This window comes from Roseateles amylovorans (genome assembly GCF_025398155.2).
GTDB lineage: Bacteria > Pseudomonadota > Gammaproteobacteria > Burkholderiales > Burkholderiaceae_C > Roseateles > Roseateles amylovorans.
This window is the reverse complement of record NZ_CP104562.2, coordinates 2,875,166-2,894,523: the sequence shown is the minus strand read 5'-3', so window position 1 is coordinate 2,894,523 and position 19,358 is coordinate 2,875,166. Positions and strand designations below refer to the sequence as shown.

Annotated in this window: 16 protein-coding genes; 13 read left to right on the top strand and 3 right to left on the bottom strand. The window is 68.9% G+C overall.

Annotated features, from left to right (window positions below; all coding sequences use genetic code 11):
• Nucleotides 1–34 precede the first annotated feature (34 nt).
• Genes N4261_RS12225 through N4261_RS12215 form a run of 3 tightly spaced genes read left to right on the top strand, consistent with a single transcriptional unit; the run spans nt 35 to nt 3,395 of the window.
• Nucleotides 35–1,099 carry a UDP-glucose--hexose-1-phosphate uridylyltransferase gene (locus tag N4261_RS12225; protein WP_261760408.1) on the top strand — a complete coding sequence of 355 codons (1,065 nt, stop codon included), beginning with the start codon at nt 35–37 and terminating at the stop codon, nt 1,097–1,099.
• A gap of 50 nt (nt 1,100–1,149) precedes the next feature.
• On the top strand, nt 1,150–2,373 hold the full coding sequence (gene galK / locus N4261_RS12220; RefSeq protein WP_261760407.1) for a galactokinase: 1,224 nt from the start codon (nt 1,150–1,152) through the stop codon (nt 2,371–2,373).
• The gene (locus tag N4261_RS12215) at nt 2,370–3,395 is read left to right on the top strand and encodes a LacI family DNA-binding transcriptional regulator (protein WP_261760406.1); all 1,026 of its coding nucleotides are present in this window, start codon (nt 2,370–2,372) and stop codon (nt 3,393–3,395) included. The genes galK and N4261_RS12215 overlap by 4 nt, the downstream gene beginning before the upstream one ends.
• Before the next feature lie 186 nt (nt 3,396–3,581).
• Here N4261_RS12215 and N4261_RS12210 read toward each other — a convergent pair whose 3' ends face one another.
• A complete protein-coding gene (locus N4261_RS12210; protein WP_261760405.1) occupies nt 3,582–4,025 on the bottom strand; it encodes a DUF4148 domain-containing protein in 444 nt (147 codons plus the stop codon).
• Between the two features lie 324 nt (nt 4,026–4,349).
• Here N4261_RS12210 and N4261_RS12205 point away from each other — a divergent pair, with 324 nt between their 5' ends.
• The gene (locus N4261_RS12205; RefSeq protein WP_261760404.1) at nt 4,350–5,828 is read left to right on the top strand and encodes a heavy metal sensor histidine kinase; all 1,479 of its coding nucleotides are present in this window, start codon (nt 4,350–4,352) and stop codon (nt 5,826–5,828) included.
• A 139-nt stretch (nt 5,829–5,967) separates the two neighbouring features.
• The gene (locus N4261_RS12200) at nt 5,968–7,380 is read left to right on the top strand and encodes a 3-oxoacyl-ACP reductase (RefSeq protein ID WP_261760403.1); all 1,413 of its coding nucleotides are present in this window, start codon (nt 5,968–5,970) and stop codon (nt 7,378–7,380) included.
• 255 nt (nt 7,381–7,635) lie between these two features.
• Here N4261_RS12200 and N4261_RS12195 read toward each other — a convergent pair whose 3' ends face one another.
• A complete protein-coding gene (locus N4261_RS12195; RefSeq protein WP_261760402.1) occupies nt 7,636–7,791 on the bottom strand; it encodes a DUF3309 domain-containing protein in 156 nt (51 codons plus the stop codon).
• 333 nt (nt 7,792–8,124) lie between these two features.
• On the opposite strand from N4261_RS12195, the gene N4261_RS12190 reads away from it, so the two are divergent.
• Nucleotides 8,125–10,107, top strand: a complete 1,983-nt coding sequence (locus N4261_RS12190; RefSeq protein WP_261760401.1) for a RecQ family ATP-dependent DNA helicase — start codon at nt 8,125–8,127, stop codon at nt 10,105–10,107.
• 195 nt (nt 10,108–10,302) lie between these two features.
• Here N4261_RS12190 and N4261_RS12185 read toward each other — a convergent pair whose 3' ends face one another.
• Nucleotides 10,303–11,412 carry an NAD(P)/FAD-dependent oxidoreductase gene (locus N4261_RS12185; RefSeq protein WP_261760400.1) on the bottom strand — a complete coding sequence of 370 codons (1,110 nt, stop codon included), beginning with the start codon at nt 11,410–11,412 and terminating at the stop codon, nt 10,303–10,305.
• A 309-nt stretch (nt 11,413–11,721) separates the two neighbouring features.
• Here N4261_RS12185 and N4261_RS12180 point away from each other — a divergent pair, with 309 nt between their 5' ends.
• From N4261_RS12180 to paoC, 7 genes are all read left to right on the top strand, one after another.
• Complete coding sequence (locus tag N4261_RS12180; RefSeq protein WP_261760399.1) at nt 11,722–11,991, top strand: type II toxin-antitoxin system TacA family antitoxin; 270 nt, start codon at nt 11,722–11,724, stop codon at nt 11,989–11,991.
• 26 nt (nt 11,992–12,017) lie between these two features.
• Nucleotides 12,018–12,500, top strand: a complete 483-nt coding sequence (locus N4261_RS12175) for a GNAT family N-acetyltransferase (protein WP_261760398.1) — start codon at nt 12,018–12,020, stop codon at nt 12,498–12,500.
• A 144-nt stretch (nt 12,501–12,644) separates the two neighbouring features.
• Nucleotides 12,645–14,735 carry a sensor domain-containing diguanylate cyclase gene (locus N4261_RS12170; protein WP_261760397.1) on the top strand — a complete coding sequence of 697 codons (2,091 nt, stop codon included), beginning with the start codon at nt 12,645–12,647 and terminating at the stop codon, nt 14,733–14,735.
• A gap of 114 nt (nt 14,736–14,849) precedes the next feature.
• Nucleotides 14,850–15,032: a DUF3606 domain-containing protein gene (locus tag N4261_RS12165; RefSeq protein WP_261760396.1), complete on the top strand. Its 183-nt coding sequence runs from the start codon at nt 14,850–14,852 to the stop codon at nt 15,030–15,032.
• 316 nt (nt 15,033–15,348) lie between these two features.
• The gene (gene paoA, locus N4261_RS12160; RefSeq protein ID WP_435532038.1) at nt 15,349–16,131 is read left to right on the top strand and encodes an aldehyde dehydrogenase iron-sulfur subunit PaoA; all 783 of its coding nucleotides are present in this window, start codon (nt 15,349–15,351) and stop codon (nt 16,129–16,131) included.
• Nucleotides 16,128–17,084: an FAD binding domain-containing protein gene (locus N4261_RS12155; RefSeq protein WP_261760395.1), complete on the top strand. Its 957-nt coding sequence runs from the start codon at nt 16,128–16,130 to the stop codon at nt 17,082–17,084. Before paoA ends, N4261_RS12155 begins: the two co-directional genes overlap by 4 nt.
• Complete coding sequence (gene paoC, locus N4261_RS12150) at nt 17,081–19,297, top strand: aldehyde oxidoreductase molybdenum-binding subunit PaoC (protein WP_261760394.1); 2,217 nt, start codon at nt 17,081–17,083, stop codon at nt 19,295–19,297. The genes N4261_RS12155 and paoC overlap by 4 nt, the downstream gene beginning before the upstream one ends.
• The last annotated feature ends 61 nt before the right edge of the window (nt 19,298–19,358 follow it).

Below are 19,358 nucleotides of genomic sequence, written 5' to 3'. Positions count from 1 at the left end.
GCACCCGGGCTTCACCGTTTCACCGATCGATCCGATGTCCTTCGACCGCAACCGCCATTCGCACCGCCGCTACAACCCGCTCGCCGGACGCTGGGTCCTGGTGTCCCCGCAGCGCAGCCTGCGCCCGTGGCAGGGCCAGACCGAAAGTCCGGACACCGCGCTGCGGCCCAGCCATGATCCGAGCTGCTACCTCTGCGCCGGCAACACCCGCATCAACGGCGAGCAGAACCCGGACTACACCGGCACCTTCGTCTTCGACAACGACTTCGCCGCCCTGATGGCCGACGTCCCGGCGCCCGACGCGGCCGGCACCGGTGCGCCCGAAGGCGCCGACGGCCTGTTCGAGGCCATGCCCGCGCGCGGCACCAGCCGGGTGATCTGCTTCTCGCCGGACCACAGTCGCAGCCTGCCGGAGCTGGACGAGGCGGCACTGCGCCAGGTCGTCCAGACCTGGTGCGACCAGAGCGAGGAACTGGGCCGCCAGTGGCGCTGGGTGCAGGTCTTCGAGAACAAGGGCGCGATGATGGGTTGCTCCAATCCGCATCCGCACGGCCAGATCTGGGCCTGCGACTTCCTGCCCGAACTGCCGAACCGCGAGGACCAGCAGCAGCGCGACTGGCTGGCCACCCGTGGCGAGCCGATGCTGCTGGCGCTGGCACGCGCCGAGGCAGCCTCCGGCGAGCGGGTGGTGGTCCAGAACGACGACTGGCTGGCCATCGTGCCGTATTGGGCCGAGTGGCCGTTCGAGACCCTGCTGCTGCCGCGCTTCCCGGTGCAGCGCCTGGAGCAGATGACCGAATCGCAACGTGCCCGCCTGGCCGACGCCCTGCGCGAGCTGACGACCCGCTACGACAACCTGTTCCAGTGCAGCTTCCCCTATTCGATGGGCTGGCACGGTGCCCCGTCCGGGCCTGACGCACCGGACGGCGCCCATTGGCAGCTGCATGCCCACTTTCATCCGCCGCTGCTGCGCAGCGCCACGGTCCGCAAGTTCATGGTGGGTTTCGAGCTGCTCGCAGAATCCCAGCGCGACCTGACGCCTGAGCAGGCCGCTGCCCGACTGCGCGAGCAGTCCACCGTTCACTACCGCCAGCGCTGATCCGCGCGGCCTCACCGACTGCACCTCCGATGGCTTCGACCTCCACTTCCATGACCGCCCCCCCCGTCTCCGCGACCACCGGGCTGCCGCCGACCGCCGAGTCCGTCATCCGCGCCTTCACCGCGCGTCACGGCGTGGCGCCCACGGTGCTGGCCCGCGCACCGGGTCGCGTCAACCTGATCGGCGAACACACCGATTACAACGACGGCTTCGTCCTGCCCGCCGCGATCGACCGCGACACCTGGGTCGCCGCCGGCCCCCGCACCGATGGCCTGGTCGACGCCCTGGCGCTCGACGAGGAACAGGCCGACGACCGCTTCCCGCTCAGCGCCGAGCCGCCGCACTATCCCGGCGGGGGCTGGCGCGACCATGTGCGCGGCACGCTGGCCCAGCTGGTGCCCTCGCTGATCTCGATAGACGGCATGAACCTGGTGATCGCCGGGGATGTGCCGATGGGCGCGGGATTGAGCTCGTCGGCCTCGCTGGCCCTGGCCCTGCTGCGGGCGGCACAGAAGCTCGCCGGCGATCCGGAACTGAACGGCAAGCAGCTGGCGCGTCTGGCCCAGCAGGCGGAGAACCGCTTTGTCGGCTGCCAGTGCGGCATCATGGACCAGCTCGCCAGCGCCGAGGGCCGCCCCGAACATGCGCTGCTGATCGACTGCCGCTCGCTCGATACCCGTGCGGTGCCGCTGCCCGAGGGCACCACCCTGCTGATCGCGCATTCGCGGGTCAAGCGCGGGCTGGTCGACAGCGCCTACAACGAACGCCGCGCCCAGTGCGAGCAGGCCGCTCGTGCGCTCGGCGTGCCGGCGCTGCGTGACGCGACCCTGGACATGCTCAATGCCGCGCAACTGCCCGACAAGGTGTTCCGCCGCGCGCGCCACATCATCACCGAGAACGAGCGCGTGCTCGCCGCCACCGAGGCCTTGCGCCAGGGCGACCTGCCCCGTCTGGGCGAACTGATGGCCGCGTCCCATGCCTCCATGCGGGACGATTTCGAGATCACCACGCCCGCCGTGGACCAATTGGCCGCAGTGCTGCAACAGGTGGCGGGCCAGGACGGTGGCGCGCGCATGACCGGCGGCGGCTTCGGCGGCTGCTGCATCGCGCTGCTGAAGAAGGAACTCGTGCCCAAGGCGCTGGAAGCGCTGGAAGCCGGCTATCGCTCGCCGGAGGGCCTGCCCGCCCTGGTCTACCTGTGCGAGGCCGGTCCCGGCGCACGGGCGGACGCCTGGACGGACGGCACGCCGGCACGGAACGCGGCGTCGGCATGACGACGCTGGTCGAGGTGGCCCAGGCGGCGGGCGTCACGGCCGCCACCGTCTCCAATGTGTTGCGCAACCGCGGCAAGGTGGGTGAAGAGACACGCCGCCGGGTGCTGGCGGCCGTCGAGGCGCTGGGCTATCGGCCCAACCTCATGGCGCGTGCGCTGGTCGAGGGCAAGCCCCACACCATGGCGCTGGTGGTCAGCAGCATTGCCAACCCGTTCTACCCGGAGTTCGCACTCGAGGTGGAGCGGGCCGCGCGCAAGCTCGGCTACTTCCTGCTGGTCTGCAACACCAATGACGATCCGGCGCAGGAGCGAGCCTATCTCGACGCGGTCGGCGGCGCCCTGGCGCAGGGCGTGATCGTCATGAATGCGGACTTCGTCCAGCTCGACGCCTTGCAGGACCTGCGCCGACGCGGCGTGCCGGTGGTGCTGTGCATGTGGGAGCGGCCGCAGGAACCGCCGCCGCTGCCCTGCGTGGCGGTGGATCTGTACCAGGCCGGCGTGCTGGCGGCAGAACATCTGCTCCGCCTGGGTCATCGACGGCTGGGCGCGGTCTCCGGCAGCGAGCCCAGCGGCAACCACAAGTGGCGGCTGCAGGGATTCATCGACACCCTGCACAAGGCCGACGTCGACCTGCCGCAGACCCACATCCGCTTCGGCCACGACACCATCGATGAAGGCCGCAATGCGGCGCACAGCCTGCTGGCCGGCGTGCCGGGCCTGACCGCGGTGTTCGCGACCAACGACCTGCCGGCACTGGGCGTGTTGCAAGCAGCAGCAGAACTGGGCATGGAAGTGCCGCGCGACCTGTCGGTGATCGGCGTCACCGACATCCAGCTGGCGCATCAGATGCGTCCGGCGCTCAGCACCGTGGCCATGCCCACGGCGGAAGCCGCCTCGCTGGCGGTGCAATTGCTGCAGTCGGAGATCAAGGCCGAACCGGACCGCCCGCTGCCGATGCTCGTCACCGAACCGCCCAAGCTGGTGGTGCGCGGATCCACCGGCAAGCCCCGCGCTGATCGCTAGCACCTTGCCGTGCCTGCTGGCGGCCCTCTTGCAGGAGCGGCAGTTGCAAGAGCGGCACTTGCAAGAGGGGACTTGAAAGTGGGGCCGCCTGCACCGCTTTCAAAACGAACGGGGCCCCGTGAGGGGCCCCTTCATCCGAGGATGAGCACGCCGTGATGGCGGCTCCGTCGGCTCGCCGATGTTTGATCAGCGGCCCGACATCTGCGCCGTCTCCAACTCCGGCGCATAACCCGATTCGCTCCAGATCTTGGCCAGCGAGCCGTTCTCACGGGCTTGCTGCAGTTCGTCCATCACCTGGGCACGCGACTTGCCACCTGCGGCCGTCGGCGCGAATTGCAGCTCGGCCGCGCTGTTCATGCTGACCGAGGTGTCAGCCTCGGGCTGGGTGTTGGAGTAGATGACGCCACGTCCCAGGGCTTCGTCGAAGTCCGGCGCATAACCGGCTTCGCTGTTGACCTTGGCCAGCGAGCCGTCGGCGTGGGCCTGCTCCAGCTCGGCCATCACCTGATCACGTGTCTTCGGGCCCGACATGACCTCTTCTTCCACCTGCGCAAAAGCCGGGACGCTCATGGCGGCGGCGATGGCCATTGCACTCAACGGAATGGCCAGACGATTGCGGATCTTGTTCATGATGGATCTCCTGAAGGAAGTTGAAGGCAGTGCGACGGCGGTAGCGATTCAGCGAATGCGGCTGAAGCTCTGTGTCCATCGCGTTGGGATTGAATTTAGTCTCAGCACACCGACAAGCAACCAACGCGCACATGACAGTTTTGTCATCCTGGCGCGATGGCAGGCGTACCCAGGATCGGGGCCGCAATGAGATCCCTGGGCGCGCGTTGGGGACGACACGCACCACCGGTCGATCACGCGCGACCGGCGGCACTCGGCGCGAGATCCTCCGCACGACGGCGTCTGCCGTTCGCAGACAGCCTCGGCGCTCGGCTCTCCCTGTGGTTGGCCACGCAGACCTTCACCGGCCTGGCGCTGGTCTCGCTCGCCGCCTATCTGCTCACCGCCGCCAGCCTGGAACGCCGACAGGACGACACGCTCGCGCAGAACCTGGCGCAGGTGCGGCATCTGCTGGCGGCGCATCCCGACCTGGATCCGCCGGCCTCGACGATCGATCGCGATGGCGCACTGTCCCCTCCCCGCGCCCTGTCGCGGCCACCCGCGCGATCGCCTTCACCGACCACACCGCCCCCCGCCCGCGTTCAGCAGCTCGCCGACTTCCTGGATATCCACCAGGAACTCCGCCTTCGGCTGACCGATGCGGCGGGCAAGGTGCTGGTCGACCATCCCATTCCAGCGCAAGCGTCGCTCGCCGGGCGAGCGTTTCGCCCGGCCGCATGGCGGGCGCTCGATGTCGACCCGGCAGCCACCGGACTGTCCGGCACGCTGTGGCTGGATGTGCGCCGCGATGCAAGCTTTCTCCAGCGCCTGGGGCTGACCTTGATGACCGCCTCGCTCATCGGCGCGCTGCTGGTCTCGGTGGGCTGTGTGCTGCTGGTGCGGCTGGCGCTGTCGCCGATGCGGCTGCTGGTCGATCAGACCCGACAGCTCGCTGCGGAAAAACTGCATGAACGATTGGACGGCTCCCAGCAGCCCGAGGAGCTGATGCCGCTGGTGGACCAGTTCAATGCGCTGCTGGAGCGGCTCGGGCGCAGCTATGCGCAGCTCGAGGGCTTCAATGCCGACGTCGCGCATGAGCTGCGCACGCCCTTGGCCACGCTGATCACCGGCACCGAGATCGCGATGCGCCAACCCGGCGTCCCGGCCGCCACCCTCGACCAGTTGGGCTCCAACCTGGAGGAACTGCGCCGGATGGCGGGCATCGTCAACGACATGCTGTTCCTCTCCCATGCGGACAGTGGCGCCAGCGCCCGGCGACAGGCGGTCGGCAGCCTCGCGGCGCTGGCCGCCGATGTGGCGGACTATCACGAAGCGGCCATCGCCGAGGCCGGGCTCCGGCTTCGCATCGACGGCGATGCCTCGGGCGAGTTCGACGCCCCGCTGCTCAAGCGCGGACTGTCCAACCTGCTCGGCAATGCCACCCGCTACGCCACCGCCGACACCGAGCTGCGGGTGTGCATCGAGTCCGATGCGGCCGGGGTGGTGCGCCTGTCGGTGAGCAACCTCGGTCCCTGCATCCATGCCGATCACCTGCCCCGCCTGTTCGACCGCTTCTATCGCGCGGATCCTGCTCGCAGCCGCGGCGCCGATCACCACGGGTTGGGGCTGTCGATCGTGGCGGCGATTGCCCGCATGCATGGCGGCGAGCCGTTCGCGCAGTCGGCCGAGGGCGAGAACCGGATCGGCATCGCCATCGCCGGCGGCACCAAGGCCCCCGCGCGCTCGCGGCTGCGGATGCACCTTCGACCACGGCCTCGACTGAAGAAGCTGCGCCGTCGCTGGCTGCTGGCCGCGCGCCGATGAGTGCGCAGCCCTCTTTCACGCGGCGTTCTCTGAAGCGGCATCCTGTTAGGGAGGCAGTTCCACAACCGACCGCTGCGCCAGCGCCTCAGCCCTGCGCCATCGACCTACACTCCGACGCCCTCCCCTGCGCCTGACCACCATGCCTGACGACCGCCTGCTTGCCTTTGCCAACCATCCATGGGGTCGCCCGATCGTCGAGGCACTGGGGCTGCCGCAGCCTCGACCCCTGCCGCGCCGCGCCGATGCCTATGGCGATCGCGAGCTGGAAGGCCGTCGGGTGCAGATCGTGGCCATCGGCGAGGCGCCCTTGCGGGAGGCCTTGCGGCATGCCGTGGCGAGTCAGGGCGGTGAACTGATCGACAGCGGCGGAGTGCAGACGTTGATCGTCGACGCCACCGCCTGTGTCGACATCGCCGCCTTGCGCGCGCTGTTCCAGCAGGTGCAGTCGGTGCTGCCCCGGTTGAGCCTCGGCGCGCATGTGCTGCTACTGGCGGAGGATGCGGGCGATCTGGCCGTGCCCCTGCGGGCTGCCTGCGCCCAGGCGCTGCATGGCTTCACCCGATCCCTGTCCAAGGAATTGGGTCGACGCGGTGCCACGGCCAATCTGCTGGTGCTGCCCTCTCGGACGCTGGCCACGCCCGTCGCGCCGTCGTCCCTGGTCGGCGCCTTGCGATATTTCGGCAACGATCGCTCCGCCTACATTTCCGGACAGGTGCTGGCATGGCGACCGCATGAACACGCGACGGACCCGGCCGAGCCTCAGCGGCCCCTGGGAGCGACCGCGGCGCCAAGCGCCACCACCCCCGCCGCCGGCTCGAACCCGCGCCCGATGAAGACCGCCTTGGTCACCGGCGCGGCCGGCGGCATTGGCGCGGCCACGGCACGGCGCTTGGCGCGCGAGGGCCTGCGGGTGCTGTGCGTTGATATGCCGGCCACGAAGGACGCCCTGATCGCCCTCACCAGCGAGATCGGCGGAGAGTTGTTGGCGATCGATCTGGTCAGCGCCGAAGCGCCGCACAAGATCGCGGCCGCAGCGGCCCGCTTCGGCGGGCTGGAGGTGCTGGTGCACAACGCCGGCATCACCCGTGATCGCACCCTCACCCGCATGAGCGCGGCCGAGTGGGACAGTGTGATGGCGGTGAACCTGTCGGCGATTGCGACGATCGACGATCGGCTCGACATCGATGGCTTGATCGTCGACGGTGCGCGGGAGATCTGCCTCTCCTCCATCAGCGGCATCGCCGGCAATGCGGGCCAGACCAACTACAGCGCCAGCAAAGCGGCATTGATCGGCTATGTGCGCGCCCGGGCCGACGAGCTGGCCACCCGGGGCATCACGGTGAATGCGGTGGCGCCGGGCTTCATCGAAACGGCCATGACCCGACGGATTCCCCTGATGCTTCGTGAAGCCGGACGGCGGCTGAACGCCCTGAAGCAAGGCGGTCGACCGGAGGACGTGGCCGAAGCCATTGCCTTCCTCGCCGCGCCGGAGTCAGGCCCGATCAACGCCCAAGTGCTGCGGGTGTGCGGGCAGTCCTTGCTGGGCGCCTGAGCGGCCTCGAGGTCCCGCGTTCATCGGCGAGACCTGGATCACCAGAGCGCGTGAGAGCTGGAGCACGTCAGAACGTCAGAACGTCAGAACGTGAAAACGTGAGAACGCGGTCGCATGACACAGCGACCGCGCATCTGCATGTCTGGGTGTGCGCGCATCCACGGGCGCCAACGCTGCCGTACGAATGGCTTCGGACGCGGTGACGCTGTGGCGACCGTCCGGACACTGGCCGGCCCGATTCACCACAGCGGTGGGTCAGATGTAGCCCATCAGCAGCAGGATCACCAGGATCAGCACCACCAGGCCCAGACCGCCGCTGGGGTAGTAGCCCCAGCTGCGACTGTGCGGCCACGACGGCAGTGCGCCGATCAGAAGCAGGATGAGGACGACAAGCAGGATCGTGCTGATCATGAAATTTCTCCATTCGCGTTGTAAGCGGAGGGACGCGCCACTGCGTCCCGGCTAGGCTGCTGATGGCAACCGATGTGCCCGTCGACGACCCGGCGGCGGCACCCGGCGCGGCTGTCCCCTTGATCCTCGACGTGAGGGCCCCGCGATCACGGGAGCGCAGATTGCTTGACGGAGCGACATCAGGGGGCTCGGATCGGTCGCGATGGCCGATCCCACCGGCCGGGCGCAAACGGCGGTCGGTCCAGCCCATGTCCACCGCTTGACCACCGCTTGATTGCTCCGCCCATGCCGATCGCCCAGCCTCGTCCTGTCCAGCCGTCCCAGCCGTCCCAGATGTCCTTCCGTCCCGGTCGCCTCCCCAGCGCGCGCACCCTGCAGCAGCAGTTGCGACGATTCGGCCTGCGACGTTGGCGGGCCGGCCAGCAGGAAGTGGTGGAACGGGTGCTCCGAGGCCTCAACACCTTGGCGGTGATGCCCACCGGCGCGGGCAAGTCGCTGTGCTATCAGTTGCCTGCCAGCCTGCTGCCCGGACGCACGGTGGTGGTGTCGCCTTTGATTGCCCTGATGGAGGACCAGTGCCGCCGGCTGGAGGCCATCGGACTGTCGGCCGCGCAGTTGCACAGCGGCCTGGATGCCGCCACGCTGGCCCGGGAAAGCGCCGCGGCGCTGGACGGCAGCGCCCGCGTGGTGATGATCACGCCGGAGCGCCTGGCCGATGCCGACTGGCTGGCCGCGCTGCAAGCGCATCCCACTGACCTGCTGGTGGTCGACGAGGCGCACTGCATTGCGGAATGGGGCCACGACTTCCGGCCCGCCTTTCTTCAATTGGGCGAGGCGGTGAAGGCGCTGGGCAAGCCGACGGTGCTCGCACTCACCGCTACGGCCAGCGACGAGGTCATCGCGGAGATCGCCGAGCAGTTGAACATCCCGCGCTCCGGCCGACTGGTCGCCGGCAGCTACCGCCCCAATCTGCACTACCGGGTCGAGCCGCTGGCGGACGACGAAGACAAATGCCGCCGCCTGCTCGCGTTGCTGCAAGCCCCGCCCGATCAGGCGGCGCCCGGCGCGTCCATCGTCTACACCGCCACGGTCAAGGCCGCCGAGGCGGTCCATGCCAAGCTGCGTGACAGCGGCATCGAGGCCACGCTCTATCACGGCCGCCTGCGCGCCAGCCTGCGACACGCGGCCCAGGACGCCTTCATGACCGGCCAGGCCTCGGTGATGGTGGCGACCAATGCCTTCGGACTCGGCATCGACAAGGCAGAGATCCGACAGGTGATCCACTACCAGTTGCCGGCGGGCCTGGATGTCTACTACCAGGAGTCCGGCCGCGCCGGCCGCGACGGGCTGCGGGCGGACAACACCCTGCTGTTTGTGCCCAGCGACCGCGCGGTGCAGCAGTTCTTCCTCAATGGCCGCTATCCGGTGCCCGAGGACGCCCAGGCCGTGCTGAATGCGCTGGCCACAACCGCGCCGGACCCTGCAGGCTGGACCCTGGACGCCTTGCGTGACCGACTGAAACGTCCGCTCAACAAGCTGCGGGTGCTGTGCGGCTTGTTGCGACGAGAGGGCTGGGTGGCCGTGAACGATCAAGGCCATTGGCAGCTCACTGACCGCACCGACCACGACCTGGCCGAACTCACCGACGCGCTGCGCCGCTACGAGGACAAGGCTGCCCTGGACCATCGGCGGCTTGAGCAGATGGTGTTCTATGCACAGAGCGGCCTGTGCCGATGGCGCGTGATGCTGGAAGCCTTCGGAGAGAGCGACGGATTTGACCGCTGCCACGGTTGCGACAACTGCACCCGCATGGATCAGCATGAACAGGCGTTGCAGCGCGCGGCCACCGCTGGCGCCGCCCAGGCGGAGCACCTGCAAGACAGCGATAGCGACGCCGCGCAGGAAGCGACAAGCGCGACGAACAAGGACCGGCGCGGGGACGCGAACCGGGCCGCAAGCAGGGAAGCGAGCAGCGAATCGAGCAGGGAATCGACGCCAGCCGCCAAGCCCGTCCCCATTGCACCGGTGTTCGACATCGGCGAGATGGTTCGCGTGCCGCGCTATGGACTGGGCCGCGTGGTGGCGGCTTCCAAGGACAGTGTCACGGTGGCCTTCGGCGACGCCGCCCAGCCACCCGCCGAGGCACCGCAAGCGTCAACCATCGGACAGATCGGAATGGATGCGGCGGAGGCAGTCACCGGCCTCGCAGTGGCCAGTCGCCGATCAGACCAGAAGTCGGCGGAGACCCGTACCTTCCTGCCCGCCTATGTCCGCAAGGCGCGCCCGCGCGCGCCGAGGACCCCGAAGGCGGCGTGAACGCATCGCACGGCATGCGGGCCATCTCAATGGGATGGCCGCGCGGTCCGAGATCACGCGCACCCGCCTATCCCGCCTATCCCGCTTATTCCGCTTATTCCGCTCATCCCGCTCATCCACGTCATCCCGGCTACCGGACCGCTCTTCGATGAGCCCTTGGCTTCGCCGTTCGATGCGGCACCGCCCTTCCCCGATCTACACCGCGGCAGACACCGCCTCGGCAATCGCCAGGCAAGCGGTCAGTCCCGGCGATTCGATGCCGAAGAGGTTCACGAGTCCCCGCACCCCATGCGCTGACGCGGTCTGGATCATGAAGTCGGCCGCGGGCTCCCCCTGGCCGCTGAGCTTGGGCCGAACGCCCGCGTAAGCCGGCTGCAGCGCCCCATCAGGCAAAGCGGGCCAGTACCGGCGAATGGCGCCGTAGAAGGCATCGGCCCGTCGCGAATCCACGCGGTAGTCCAGGCGGTCCGGATCCGGCGCCACCCACTCGACATCCGGACCGAAACGCGCCTGCCCCGCGAGGTCCAGGGTCAGATGCACGCCCAGCCCACCGGGCTCGGGCACCGGATAGATCAGCCGAGAAAACGGCGAGCGCCCCGCCAAGGCGAAATAGCTGCCCTTGGCCAGATGCAAGGCCGGCACCTGCAGCGCAGGCATGCCGGTCAACGCCTGCGCCACCGCCTGCGCGTGCAGACCCGCACAGTTGATCACCAGACCGGCGGCGATCTCCATCGGCTGCTCGCCACCGATGTGCAGGACCAGGCCATCCGGACCAACATCCCCACCCAGCACCGGGGCGTCGAAGGCCAGCATGGCGCCATCCGCCTCGGCGTCTCCCTGCAGCGACAGCATCAGCGCATGGCTGTCGACAATCCCGGTAGAGCCGCTCTGAAGGACAGCCACGCCCTGGAGCTGTGGCTCCAGCGTCGCGGCGGTCGCGGCACTGATGAGCGTCAAGTCCTCCACGCCGTTGGCCCGCCCGGCGTCCAGCAGCGCATGCAGCGCCTGCTGCTGTCCGTCGCTCGTGGCCACGATCCACTTTCCGCAGCGACGGTGCGCAATGCCGCGCGCAGCGCAGTAGGCATACAGCAACGCCTTGCCCCGCACACACCAGCGGGCCTTCAGCGAGCCTTCCGGGTAGTAGATGCCGGCATGGATCACCTCGCTGTTGCGCGAACTGGTGCCGGTGCCGATGGCGCGCTCGCGCTCCAGCACCACGGTCTCCAGCCCACGAGCCGCCATCGCCCGCGCCACCGCCAGGCCCACCACCCCGGCACCGATCACGATGCAGTCCACGCGTTCCATCAGCCGGTCTTCCTTTCGATCCTCGTCACGCCCGAGCGCCCACCGTCCTGTCTCGGCCCACCGGCAACGATAACCGACGCCCTGCGCCCGGCACCCCGCCTGGAAGCCGCTCGACCGGCGCGCCGGGCCCGCACCCGAGCCCGCGCCCGCGACCACCATCACGCCTGAATGGAGGCGCCGAACGACTCAATGAGGTCAGTGCCCCACGCGATCAAGCGTATTGACAGTGTACGTACAAAGCTCGGAAGATCAGGCTCTGACAAATCGGGTTACAACCCCGCCTGAACCCCTTGAGGACGGAGCCACACCATGACGGCATCTACCACCACCATCAACTTCCGAGCCACCACGGACTTCCGCGATCTGATCGATCGCGCTGCCACCGCCCAAGGCAAGACCCGCACGGACTTCATCATGGCCGCGTCGGAGGCGGAGGCACAGCGCGTGCTGCTGGACCGCGCCTTCTTCCAACTGGACGAAGCGCAGATGCAGGCCTTCCAGGCCGTGCTGGACCAGCCGATCGACCAGAACGCGGCCGTCAATCGGTTGCTCGCGAAAAAAGCGCCATGGGATCAATGAGGCATCCATCACTCCGTCCACCGACCTTGATCACCGCCGCGCATGATTGCTCGGCCTTCACCTGCACCCATACCCCGCTGACTGATTGGCTGCAGCGCCGCGCACTGCCCAATCAGGCGGCCGGCGCATCGCGGACCTATGTGGTCAGCACCAGCGATCAGCAGGTTGTCGGCTACTACGCCCTGGCGCCGGGTGCGGTGGCTGCGGACGCCACACCCGGTGCCCTGCGCCGCAACATGCCGCAACCCATTCCGGTGTTCGTGCTGGGTCGGCTGGCGGTGCATTCAGCCTGGCAAGGCCTGGGCATCGGCAGCGGACTGCTGCGGGACGCGGTGCTGCGCAGCGCCGAGGCCGCTCAGATCGTCGGGGGCCGCGCCCTGCTGTGCCATTCCATCGATGAGCAGGCCAAGGGGTTCTACTGCAAGCACGGCTTTGTCCAGTCCCCGATGGAGCCGCTGACCGTCATGCTGGGCCTCAAAGCATCATCGACCGCACCGCCCAACGCCTGACCGCCGTGCGGGTGCGGGTGCGGGTGCGGGTGCGGGCGGGCACGGGCCCTGCCTCGATCGGTCTCGGCCCGTCATGCCGTTAGGATGGGTGCGATCAACTCCCGCGCCCCGATGGACCGCCTGCATCTTCCCGCCCCCCGTCCCTTGCGACGCCTCGCTGCCTGGTTGGTGGCCGGCAATCTGATCGTGGCCCTGTCGGTGGTGCTGGCCACGGTGCTTGCGCTGCGGGCCAGCCGGGAGGCGGACGAGGTCCGCGCCCGCGAGACCACCGAGAACCTGGCCAGCAGCCTGTCGATCGAACTCGGCGCCGAACTCAAGCAGGTGGACAACGCGCTGGCCACCATCGCCCTGCAGTACCGTCGCGTCCGCGGCACCGAGGCCGAGCTGCGTCGCGCGATGGAGCGCGCGATTGCCGACCAACGCAGCCTGCTGCCGCAGGTGGACGTCATCCGGATCACCGACGCCTCCGGTCAGGTCGTCTACGGGCTGGCGGCCGAAGAACACCAGCTCAACGTCGCCGACCGCGATTACTTCTCCCTGGCGCGCAACGGAGCGGGCATGGTGGTGTCCGAACCCTTGTACGGGCGGCTGCTGGCGCAATGGGGCATCGTGGTGGCGCGTCGGCTGGAAGGCGAGAACGGCCAGTTTGCGGGCGTGGCCTACACCGTGCTGTCCACCGATCACTTCGTCGACAACTTCCGGCATCTCGCCATCGGGCCGGAGGGCGCCATCTCGCTGCGCTCGTTGTCGATGCGGCTGATTGCTCGCTACTCGGCGGCCGAGCCCCAATCCAACCGCGGGCTGGGCGAGATCATCGTCTCCGAAGATTTTGTCCGGCAGTTCGCCCGCGACCCGACCCGTGGCTGGTACCTCACCCCTACCCGCATCGACAACATCGAACGCATCACCGCCTACCGCCAAGTGCGGGGTTATCCGCTGATCATCCTCACCGGCACCAGCACCGCCGATTTCCTCACCGCCTGGCGCAGCGAGGCCCAGCAGCAGAGCCTGCTGGCGGCCATCGTCATCCTGACCGCCCTGGCCTGCTCCTATGTCGTGTACCGACAGCAGCGCCGCGAGCTCCGTGCCCGCGAACAAGTCTCGCGGCTGGCAGCGGAACAGAGCCTGATGCTGGACAACGAGCTGGTCGGCATGGCGCGGGTGCGCGGCGAGCTCATGACCTGGAAGAACCGCGCCCTGGATGCGCTGTTCGGCTATGACAGCCAGGCGTTGATCCAACAGCCCACCCGTGCGCTCTACCTGGACCAGGCCTCCTACGACCACGTCGCACAGCAGGCGCAGGACGCCTTCGCCCAGGGCCGGCGCTACCGGCAACAGCTGCGCATGCGGCGCAAGGATGGCTCCGCATTGTGGATCGACCTCAGCGGCGCGCCGGTGTCGGCACAGGAGTCGATCTGGATGATGGTCGACGTCAGCGCGCTGAAGGAGAGCGAGGTCAACGCCCAGCACCTGGCGGTGCATGACGCCCTGACCGGTCTGCCCAACCGCGTCCGTTTTGCCGACCGGCTCACCGGTGCGCTTTCGCTGCTGGACGACCGCAGCAGCCTGCTGGCGGTCTGCTATGTGGACCTGGACGGCTTCAAGGACGTCAACGACCAGTTCGGCCATGACGCCGGCGACCTGGTGCTGCGGGTGGTGGCCCAACGGCTTCAGGCCGGCGTCCGCAGCCATGATCTGGTGGCCCGGCTGGGTGGGGACGAGTTCGGCGTGCTGCTGGCCTCGCTGCGCAGCGAGGCGGAGGCCGAACCCGCGCTGCACCGCCTGCTCAACGCCTTGCGCGAGCCGATCCGGTTGCCCGACGGCGGCGAAGCAGCCGTGGGCGCCAGCATCGGCATCGCGTTTGCCCCTCGACATGGCCGCCAGTCCGACTTGCTGATGCGATCGGCAGACGCCGCCATGTATCAGGCCAAGCGCAACGGCAAGCATCAGTTCGCAATGGCCACCACCGGGGCTCCCGTCATGACCTCATCGTCCGATTTCCCTGCCGCCACCCGACCCACCGAGGATCCCGCTGCCGACCGCGCCGACCCGCCACATGCCGCTGGCCCCGCACCCGCCGCCCCGTCCCCCGCACCCAGCGTCCGTCCGACACCGGTGCCGGAGCACGCCTTCGAGGAGTCGGTCGCCGGCGAGGAAGACCCGGGTGCAGGCATGGACAACGATGAAAATCGCGTGCCGCCGTCCACGCTGGTGCGCGACGATCCCTCGCATTGAGCCCGACGGTCATGACGATCACATCATGATCGACAGCGATGCCGGGGGTCGTGACAATGCCGCTCAGCCGGTACGTCGATGGCTGCGCTGCGGCTCACCCTACGGGAGACTGTCATGCCTGAAGAGACCTCCAACACCCACGGCTCCGACCGCAACCATGTGAACGTGCTCGACGACTACGAGCTGCGCTACTGGGGCGAACGCTTCGGCGTCTCCGACACCCTGGTCAAGCATGCGGTCGACGCGGTTGGCACCAGTGCGAAGTCGGTGGAGGAGTGGCTGCAGGCCCATCGCTGACCGCCCGCCGCAGGGCCGGCAGGTACAGGGATTGCCATCTTGGCGAGGTGCCGCACGACGGCCACACCTCGGCCGCAGTTCGGCCGCCTCCAGGAGAGCCATCGCCATGCCATCCGCATCTGCCCCGGACTGTGTCCGCTGTGACGCCAGCCCCTCGCACGGCCCTGAATTGCCGTCAGATCCCCTTCACGCCGCTTCCACCATGGCGACCGGTGCGGGCGATCCATCGTCGCCCATGTCGCCCATGTCGCCCATGTCGCCCATGTCGCCCGTGTCGCCCGTGTCGCCCGTGTCTTCCGCACCGACGGTGTGGCCTGTGACGTACGGCGCCGCCCCGCACAGCAGCGAGAATGCGCCGACCCTCGCGACGGACGGCGCGGCCGACGTGGCCCTCGCCGTGTGCGGCAACGGCGATCGCCGGACCGCCGCCGCTCCCCGCGATGGGTTCGAGATGCTCGATCCGCAGCTCTCCCGGCGACACCTGCTGATCGCCGGAAGCGCCTGTGCGGCGGGTGTCGGTCTGTCTACCGAGGTGGTCGCCCAGGGCGGCCCCCGCAACGCCCACCCGGCGCAGGAGAAGCTCGTGGCCATGTCACGCGTCACATTGCAGGTCAACGGCCAGTCGCACACGCTGGAGTTGGACAACCGCACCACCTTGCTGGATGCCCTGCGCGAACATCTGAAACTCACCGGCACCAAGAAGGGCTGCGACCACGGGCAATGCGGTGCCTGCACCGTGCTGCTGGACGGTCGTCGCGTCAATGCCTGTCTCACGCTGGCGGTGATGCATGAAGGCGCCCAGCTCACCACGATCGAAGGCCTCGGCCAGCCCGACAAGCTGCATCCGATGCAGGCGGCCTTCGTGCGCCATGACGGCTACCAGTGTGGCTACTGCACCCCCGGCCAGATCTGCTCGGCCGTGGCGGTGCTGGATGAACTCCGGGCCGGCGTGCCCAGCCATGTCAGCCAGGACCTCACCGCCCGGCCGCTGCTGTCCGCCGAGGAATTGCGCGAGCGGATGAGCGGCAACCTCTGTCGCTGTGGGGCCTACGCCAACATCATCGATGCGATCACCGAGGTCGCCGGGAGGCCCGCATGAAGCCCTTCACCTTCGAACGCGCCAACAGCCCGGCGCAGGCCGCCGCCGCAGCGGCCCGCCAACCCGGCGCCCGGTTCATCGCCGGCGGCACCAATCTGCTGGACCTGATGAAGCTGCAGGTCGAGACGCCGCCCCACCTCATCGATGTGAACGGCCTGGGCCTGGACAAGATCGAGCCCACGCCTGAGGGCGGCCTGCGCATCGGCGCGCTGGTGCGCAACACCGACCTGGCCGCGGATGACCGGGTGCGGCGCGATTACGGCGTGTTGTCGCGGGCGCTGCTGGCCGGTGCCTCCGGCCAGTTGCGCAACCGCGCCACCACCGCCGGCAATCTGCTGCAACGCACTCGCTGCCCCTACTTCTACGACACCCACCAGCCCTGCAACAAGCGCCAGCCCGGCAGCGGTTGCGGCGCGCTGGACGGTGTGAGCCGCCAGCATGCGGTGATCGGCGTGAGCAACCGCTGCATCGCCACCCACCCCAGCGACATGGCGGTGGCGATGCGGCTGCTGGATGCGACGGTGGAGACGGTGCGGGCCGACGGCCAATCGCGCCGCATCCCGATCGCGGATTTCCACCGCCTGCCGGAGCAGACGCCAGAGGTCGAGACCCAACTCGCGCCCGGTGAGCTGATCACCTCGGTCACCCTGCCCCGGCCGATCGGCGGCATCCATCTCTATCAAAAGGTGCGGGACCGAGCGTCCTATGCCTTTGCCCTGGTGTCGGTGGCGGCGATCGTCCAGCGCGACGGCAGTGGCCGACTGGCCGTGGGCGGCGTGGCGCACAAACCCTGGCGCGTGGAGGCGGCCGAGGCCGAACTGCCGCGCGGGTCCCAGGCCGTGGCCGCCCGGCTGCTGGCAGGCGCCAGCCCCACGCCCGACAACGCCTACAAGCTGCCGCTGGTGGAACGCACCATCGCGGCCGTGCTCCATCAAGCGAGGACGCCGGCATGAAGTTCGATACCCCCGCCACCACCAACCCGATCGATCAGCTCAAGGTCATCGGCCGACCCACCGACCGCATCGACGGCCCGCGCAAGACCACCGGCACCGCGCCCTATGCCTATGAGCGCCACGATGTGGCGGCGAACCCGGCGTATGGCCACATCATCGGTGCCGGCATTGCCAAGGGACGGATCCTGCGCATCGACCTGACAGCCGCGGAAGCGGCGCCGGGCGTGCTGACCATCGTCACCGCCGACAGCGCCGGCAAGCTCGGTCACGGCAAGTTCAACACCGCCAAGCTGCTCGGCGGGCCGGAGGTCCAGCACTACCACCAGGCCGTGGCCATGGTGGTGGCCGAGAGCTTCGAGCAAGCCCGCGCGGCTGCGGCGCTGGTCCGCATCGAGTACGCCCCCACCGCCGGCTCGTTCAGCCTGGATAAGGCCAAGGGCGACGCCAAACCGCCCAAAGGCGATGACAGCACGCCGCCCTCCACCCAGGTCGGCGACTTCGACGGCGCCTTCGCCAAGGCGGCCCTGAAGATCGACGAAACCTATACCACGCCCGACCAATCGCACGCCATGATGGAACCCCACGCGACCATCGCGGTGTGGGCCGGCGACAAGCTCACCGTCTGGACCTCCAACCAGATGATCGACTGGGGACGCGGCGACCTGGCCCGGACCCTGAACCTGCCGCGCGCCAATGTGCGCCTGATCTCGCCGTTCATCGGCGGTGGGTTTGGCGGCAAGCTGTTCCTGCGGGCGGATGTGGTGATGGCTGCGCTGGGCGCCAAGGCCGCCGGCCGGCCGGTGAAGGTGGCGCTGCAGCGGCCCCTGATCATCAACAACACCACCCACCGGCCCGCCACCATCCAGCGGCTGCGCATCGGGGCCGAGCGCGACGGCAAGATCACCGCCATCTCGCATGAAAGCTGGTCCGGCGATCTGCCAGGTGGCGCGCCCGAAACCGCGGTCGCCCAGACGCGATTGCTGTATGCCGGCGCCAACCGCTACACCGCGATGAAGCTGGCGGTCCTGGATCTGCCGGAGGGCAATGCGATGCGCGCCCCCGGCGAGGCGCCCGGCCTGATGGCGCTGGAGATCGCGATGGATGAGCTCGCCGAGCGGGTGGGCATGGATCCGGTGCAGTTCCGCATCGTCAATGACACCCAGGTCGATCCCGAGAAGCCGGAGCGGCCCTATTCGCAACGCCATCTGGCCGAGTGCCTGCGCACCGGTGCGGAGCGCTTCGGCTGGGGCCGTCGCGCCAGCCGTCCGGGTGAGCGCCGCGAGGGTGACTGGTGGATCGGCATGGGCGTGGCCGCGGCCTTCCGCAACAACCTGGTGATGAAGTCCGCCGCCCGGGTCCGTCTGGACAGCCGGGGCATGGTCATCGTCGAAACCGACATGACCGACATCGGCACCGGCACCTACACCATCATTGCGCAGACGGCGGCCGAGATGATGGGGGTGGGCCTGGACCAGGTGATCGTGCGACTGGGCGACTCGGCGCTGCCCGTGTCCGCCGGTTCCGGCGGCCAATGGGGCGGCAACAGTTCCACGGCCGGCGTGTACGCGGCCTGCGTGAAACTGCGGGAGATGGTGGCGCGCCAGCTCGGCCTCGATGCGAAGGAGGCGCAGCAAGCCGTCTTCGCCGACGGTCAGGTGCGCGCCGACCGCAAGTCCTTCGCCCTGGCAGACGCTGCCGGGCCGGACGGTCTGGTCGCCGAAGACCACATGGAATACGGCGACCTGGACAAGAAGTTCCAGCAATCCACCTTCGGCGGCCATTTTGTGGAGGTGGGGGTGCATGCCTATACCGGCGAGGTCCGCGTGCGCCGCATGCTGGCCGTGTGCGCCGCCGGCCGCATCCTGAATCCGAAAGCGGCCCGCAGCCAGGTCATCGGCGCGATGACCATGGGCGTGGGCGCGGCCTTGATGGAGGAGCTGGCGGTGGACGAGAAGCGTGGCTTCTTCGTCAACCACGACCTGGCGGGCTACGAAGTGCCGGTGCATGCCGACATTCCGCATCAGGAGGTGATCTTCCTGGACGAGACCGATCCGCTGTCCTCGCCGATGAAGGCCAAGGGCGTGGGCGAGCTCGGCATCTGCGGCGTGGCGGCCGCAGTGGCCAATGCGGTCTACAACGCCACCGGGGTGCGGGTAAGGGACTATCCGGTCACGCTCGACAAGCTGTTGGCCAAGATGCCGAAGGTCGCCTAGGCGCGCAGCCGAACGACCGCCAACTCATGGCGCCATCTGATGGCGCCTTCCTCATGGCGCC